We start from the raw sequence: 6,335 nt of genomic DNA on the forward strand, positions 1-6,335 counted from the left end.
ACAAACACTTCAACATCAAATAAGACGAAGTTGCGCCCGGATCTTGATGTCCAATACTCCGTTCGCCTAAATAACTAGCTCGTCCTTTCTTCGCTAGCATCGGCTTGGTTTTCTGCAAACCTTCCTCCGCTGCTGCTACAGCCTGCTGCATTGCTGTTGTGGTATCTTTACCCTCTTCTACAGCTTGCCCAAAAGCCACAACAGCAGGAGACAGCACATCCACCATTGTCTTATCTCCTAGTTGCGCTTTCCCACGTTGCAATACCCCATCTAAGCCAGCTTGGAGTAAATCCCGCAAATCTTGTGCAGTTAGTTCGTGTTTACCAGTTGCTACTGTACTAGCTCGCAGAAATAGTGTGCCATACAAAGGGCCGCTAGCACCGCCAATACTAGAAATTAGGGTCATACTCGTTGTTTTTAAAATGCTACCAATATCGCCATCAGTAACACCAGTTAATCGCTCGATAACCTTTTTAAAACCACGATCCATATTGATACCATGATCGGCATCACCAATCGCTGCATCTAATTGGGTTAAGTATTCTTTGTTTTGCTCTATTTGAGTTGCAAAGGTCTGTAACCATTGCATAACCTGCTTTGTGTTTACCATCTTTGTTTTAATCTAGCTAGCTTTTTGCTGATTACTGATATAGTCATTTTAAAAAAATAGAGAACTATACGTAATTTCTCTGTCAGAGTAAAATAGGAAAGTATATATTAATTAAGTAGTCAATTTAGCTGTGAGAAGATAAGTTAGTGTTGCCTTCTCAAAAGTCAATTTTAAAACAACTCACTCCCGCACTGTTAGTTGCTACCTTAGCAACTACTAGTGTTAGCCAAAGCAGCAATAATGGCGGTCAGGTTGCTCTAGCAAGTACAACCCAAGGCTTGCCAGAAAATGTTGCATACCCTAAGAGTACAGCGATCGCTCAATCTCGATTTAGTGATATTGGTGGCAACTGGTCGCAATCATGTATTACACAACTCGCTAGTCAAGGTATTATCAGTGGTTATCCTGATGGAACTTTCCGTCCCAACGCCTCTGTGACGCGGGCTGAGTTTGCAGCGATTATTAATAAGGCTTTCCCTAATGCCCAAAAGACTCGCAATGCGATCGCATTTAAAGATATACCTAAAAATTACTGGGCTTACACAGCAATTGCAACAGCCTCTAGAACAAAATTCTTGTCTGGATATCCCGGTCAAGTTTTCAATCCCCGCCAAAATATTCCTCGCGCTCAAGTTTTGGTAGCTTTAGCTAGCGGATTGAACTATTCTCCCACTCAGTCTGCCACTACTATATTAAATTCTAATTTTACTGATGCCAGTAGCATTCCTGCCTATGCTCAAAGTGGAATCGCCGCAGCAACTGAAAAACGTCTTGTTGTTGATTATCCTGACGTTAAATATCTCAAACCCAATCAATTAGCTAGTCGGGCAGATGTATCAGCTTTCTTATGTCAAGCTTTAGCAGCCTCTGGGCAAACTTCTAGCGTTCCTCAGCAGTATATTGCGGGTGGTACTAGTTCCTCAACACCTCTATCACCACCGTCTGGAACTTCTACTGAAAACATCGTCTTTCCGAAAAGTGCAGGCGTAATTGATGTCACAGCACCAGAGTATGGGGCTAAACCTAACGATGGCAAGGATGATACCCAAGCTATCCAAAAGGCACTCAATCGATATCCCAGTGGAGGACGGATTATCTATTTGCCCAACGGTGTTTATAACATCTCTGATTCCCTGCATTGGCCGCCAGGTAATGTTTCTGCCAGTGACTACAAGCGGACTATACTGCAAGGACAAAGCGAAAATGGCGTGATTATTCAACTAAAAAATTCTTCTGCCAAGTTCCAAAATCCAGATAAGCCTCGTCCAGTAATTTCTACAGGGTTTAACCCCGATTTAGATCCAAATTCCAATGAATTTAAAGCGAGTCTAAAAGCTCAACGCTTTGGCAATTCAGTCAGAAATTTAACTATTAATACAGGTAAAAATAATCCGGGGGCGGAAGGTCTGAATTTTGTTGCTAGCAATTATGGAGCAACGCGAAGTGTCAAAATTATCTCTGGTGACGGTAAAGGAACGACAGGCTTGGCATTGACACATGGTGAAGTCGGGCCGATGTTAATTAACAATGTTGAGGTCGTAGGATTTGATTACGGAGTACGAACTAACAGTACTGTTAACAGCATCACGATGGAGAACATTACAGTTCGCCAGCAAAACAAAGTTGGGATCTTAAATCGCGGCCAAGTAATCAATCTGAATAATTTCTCTAGCGTTAATTCTGTACCAGCAATTATCAACGGCAATACTTGCCAAGGTATTGATGTCGGAAGTACTTTGACACTATTGAATGCCAAACTCAGCGGTAGCGGCAATGCCAAAAATGTCTCGGCAATTTCTTCTTGTGGCTTTATCTATGCCAGAAACGTATCGGCTACAGGCTATAAAAATGTTCTTACAAGCAATGCACGAGGCGCAGTAAATACACTTTCAGGAAATAACATTATTGAATATAGTTCTCATCGAACTATTTCTGAGTTTCCCTCTCCCTCGGAATCACTGCAACTTCCGATTAAACAATTTCCTCAAGTAGCTTGGGATGACCCGAAAACATGGGTTAGTGTCGAGCAGTTTGGCGCGAAACCAAATGATAACAAAGATGATACTGCGGCTTTTCAAGCTGCGATCGATTCCGGCGCTACGACTGTAGTAGTTCCCAGAAATGGAGACTATACCATCAATGGTTCTCTGCGAATTCGAGGCAAGGTGCGGAGATTTATCGGAACTCAAGGATGGATTAATGGCACTGGGGAAATAGTTGCAGATAATGGCAGTCAACCAACTTTAATTATCCAAGATTTCTTTATTAGATATCCGAAATCTAATTTGAAATGGCGGAGCATTACTAATCGAACTGTAGTCTTCCGTGACATCGAACACTTGAACCTAGAAAGCAGTGGCACAGGGAATCTTTTTATTGATGATGCTGTGATGGCGGGAGTAAAATTTATCAACCCCAAACAAAATATTTGGGCGAGACAGATCGATCCTGAAAACCCTTCAATTACTGGCATAGTAAATCAAGGTGCTAAACTTTGGATTCTCGGTTTGAAGACAGAAGATGCCAGCACAAAAATTGAAACTAGTAATGGCGGCTTCACCGAACTTCTTGGCGGACAAATTTATGCGAACGGTGTAGCAAAACAAAATCCCGTCTTCCGTATCATCAATGCTTCTGCTTCTTTTGCTGGTGTCGCCGAGGTCAATTTTGCTGGACGAGGTTTTCAAACCTGGGTCGAAGAAACACGCGGCAACCAAACAAAAGAGCTAAAACGAGCCAACGTTCCTAACAGGGTTTCTGCCAACGGACGAGTTTTAGTACTTTATGCAGGGTATAAGTAATTCCTAAAGAAAGAGCGAGTGAGGATATGTAGATTCATACCTCACTCTTTCAGACTTCATACTTGAATTCACTGCCCCTTTAAACTGAATAATATAAGGGGAAAGATTTTGCATCTTTGGGTTTGACAAACACGCGCTGTTGTGGTTCTAACTGTAATTCATTGTAGCGATCGCGTGTTAAATTCGCTGTGACTATTTGTCCGTCATCTAAAGTTAATTCCAGCTGAACTTCCCAACCCAAATGTATTAGCCGACTGACTCTAGCTGGTGCTACAGCACCATTGGCATCTTTTTCCACAATCACATCTTGCGGACGCAAAAACACTTGCGGATATGGGGCTTCAAAGCCACTGTTTTGAAAAATCTTCGCTGTGTTGGGCAAGACGTTTACAGGGCCGATAAAGCTCATCACAAACGCCGTAGCTGGATTGTCATAAATTTCTGCTGGTGTCCCCACCTGTTCTACGCACCCTTTATTCATCACCACAACTTCATCAGAGACTTCCATTGCTTCTTCTTGGTCGTGGGTCACGAAAACTGTGGTAACATGAACTTCATCATGGAGGCGGCGTAACCATGCCCGTAAATCTTTACGGACTTTCGCATCAAGTGCCCCAAAAGGTTCATCTAGCAATAAAACATCCGGTTCTACAGCTAGTGCCCTTGCTAAAGCTACCCGTTGTCTTTGACCGCCGGAAAGTTGTGATGGATAGCGATCGCCTAGTCCAGTTAATTGCACCAGTTCCAACAACTGTTCGACTCGTCCTTTAATCTTCTTCGCTGGTGCTTTGCGAATTTCTAAACCAAAGGCAATATTCTGCCGCACTGTTAGATGCTTAAATAAAGCATAGTGCTGAAACACAAACCCAATATTCCGCTCTTGTACGCTTTGATATGTAGCATCTTTACCTGTGAGCAAGATTTTGCCACTATCTGGCATCTCTAAGCCTGCGATTAATCTTAGCAAAGTAGATTTACCAGATCCTGATGGGCCCAGCAAGGCAACCAGCGAACCACTCTTAATTTCCAAACTAACGCGATCGACTGCTTTAAAACTTCCGAACTGCTTGGATACATTATCGACTACAATTCCCACTGCTGCTGCCCCTCTGCAATTTTAAATACGGCTTATTGCTAGGTTTACCGTGTTTTATTTATACCATATCTAAAATATTTTTGAATTTAAAGATTTAAGTTTGATGACTTATGACTGATGACTGTTAGGACTAGTTATGGTTTCTTAAGAGGCTATTTATAAAATAGACCTCTTGCAGAAATCGGGAAAAGGGGAAGGTGGGGTACCTCTGGGGATCGGGGGCGGGAGAAAGGGGGAAAGGTTTATTTAAATTTATTACTAGAGTTGCTTTAATTTGTTATTTGCCGATAGTAACAACTCTTGAGCTTTTAAATAAACAGTTGTACCTTTCTCTACCTTTTCTAATTGGTTGATAATGCTGTGTAATTGCCCGATTATACGATTGCGATTCAAATTTTTGGGGTCAGTAGGAATTGAAGCCACTAAGCTTTCTATTTCTCGTTGTGCTGTCATTAAAGCTTGCACAGAATCTGCCTCAGCTTGTCGTCTGACTTTGACTTGACCTAAATTAGTCTCATAAGTTGCTAATAACTTTTGTGCCTGGGCATAACCTACCACATCTTCCGCAGAAATCTGTTTTAACCGCTCAATCGCTTCTTGCCATAGATTTTCGATCTGTTCCCATTCGGTGACTGTGTGCGGTGGATTTTGACCGGCTTTAGCAGCTTGCCAAGAAAATTGCTGCGCTGCGGTAATTAAAGCACTGACGCGTTCATTTCCCGCTGCTAATCCCACAACTTCCTTAAAATCACGCTTGTAGGCATCTATTTGATTTTGAGCAGTTTTTCCGGCTAGGGTTTGGCCGGGAATCTCTTCTAACTTATCCAATGCCGAACGCCAAGCTGCGATCGCTGACTTTTTATCGGTTACTGTTGTAGCTTGTTGATATTGCTGTTTTGCATTCAATAATGTTTGACTATTATCAGTAAGCAAGGTTTGAGCATTTTTTTCCTGAAAAACCTTGGCTTCTAGCTGTCCTACTTGACGACGCGCTGCATTTAGACCGTAAACGCTGAACCGCCAGTCATACCACCAATATTTGTATTCCGGCCAATCGTTAACCAACCCAATTGGCAAGTTATCTAGATATGTCTTTGTTTGTTGCAGTTGCTGTTCGCCCAACGCTAAATCTGCTGCACTGGTAGGTTTTTCAATCAAGTATTCAGCTTGCTCAATTGACGCTAAGGCCTGCCGATAGTTTTGTTCCATACTCATGTAACTGGGTAGCAACAAAAAAGCAGCATTTTGTGCAACAGGACGACGAATCATTGGGTAAGGCAAATTCGCTAACCAAACGGCTTTGTTGCATGAAAGGAAAAAAGGACACCCCAATCCGAAGTAAAGATAGGAATTAAGCTTCAACTTTATAAGAGTTAGGCTTACCTAACTGGATCATGCGATTAAGGGCAGCACACTGTAGAAATAACTCGACAGCTTGATTGTCAAAAAACCGTCGTCTCAACTTACCGCCAAAAATAGTTTTGAGTCGAAAGATGGCAGTTTCAGATAATGAACGTCGATGATAACCAGACTCTTGTTTCCATTGCTTACGCCCGACTTGGTTTACCCGACGCAGATTTTTATCTCTAGGGTGTGGCTGTGCTTCATTATTTGATTGTTGAATTTTGGCGTTACTACGCGGTGGAATTATCGCTTTTGCCCCGCGTTGTGAAATGGTGTCGTAACAACCTTTTGTGTCATAGCCACCATCACCAGATACTTGCTCTATTGGCTGCTCGATCTGCTCCAATATGTCAGGCAGCACTTCACAATCAGCGACATCATTAGTAGTTACCACTGCACCCAGAATTTCGCCACTACCCTCATC

General features: G+C 42.5%; 5 protein-coding genes. 1 reads left to right on the forward strand and 4 read right to left on the reverse strand.

Annotation, left to right across the window (positions count from 1 at the left end):
* Nucleotides 1-610, reverse strand: a 610-nt coding sequence (dhaL, locus tag I8752_RS20925) for a dihydroxyacetone kinase subunit DhaL (RefSeq protein WP_214434216.1), incomplete at its 3' end; no start/stop codon positions are given.
* 146 nt (nucleotides 611-756) lie between these two features.
* Between dhaL and I8752_RS20930 the strand changes: the two genes are divergently transcribed.
* Complete coding sequence (locus I8752_RS20930) at nucleotides 757-3,411, forward strand: S-layer homology domain-containing protein (RefSeq protein ID WP_214434217.1); 2,655 nt, start codon at nucleotides 757-759, stop codon at nucleotides 3,409-3,411.
* A gap of 79 nt (nucleotides 3,412-3,490) precedes the next feature.
* Here the strand turns inward: I8752_RS20930 and I8752_RS20935 are convergent, their stop codons facing one another.
* The 3 genes from I8752_RS20935 to I8752_RS20945 form a co-directional block, all read right to left on the reverse strand.
* The gene (locus I8752_RS20935; protein WP_214434218.1) at nucleotides 3,491-4,507 is read right to left on the reverse strand and encodes a sulfate/molybdate ABC transporter ATP-binding protein; all 1,017 of its coding nucleotides are present in this window, start codon (nucleotides 4,505-4,507) and stop codon (nucleotides 3,491-3,493) included.
* A 258-nt stretch (nucleotides 4,508-4,765) separates the two neighbouring features.
* Entirely contained in the window at nucleotides 4,766-5,776 is a 1,011-nt protein-coding gene (locus I8752_RS20940; protein WP_225895804.1) for a hypothetical protein, read from the reverse strand.
* An 82-nt stretch (nucleotides 5,777-5,858) separates the two neighbouring features.
* The coding region (locus I8752_RS20945; RefSeq protein WP_214434219.1) for an IS5 family transposase at nucleotides 5,859-6,335 on the reverse strand (477 nt) is incomplete at its 5' end.

Origin of the sequence: Dendronalium phyllosphericum CENA369 (assembly GCF_016056275.1) — a bacterium.
Classification (GTDB): Bacteria; Cyanobacteriota; Cyanobacteriia; order Cyanobacteriales; family Nostocaceae; genus Dendronalium; species Dendronalium phyllosphericum.

Excerpts from the sequence above, each read along its gene's own strand:
- I8752_RS20940 (WP_225895804.1), bottom strand. The coding sequence starts at position 5,776 with ATGATTCGTCGTCCTGTTGCACAAAATGCTGCTTTTTTGTTGCTACCC.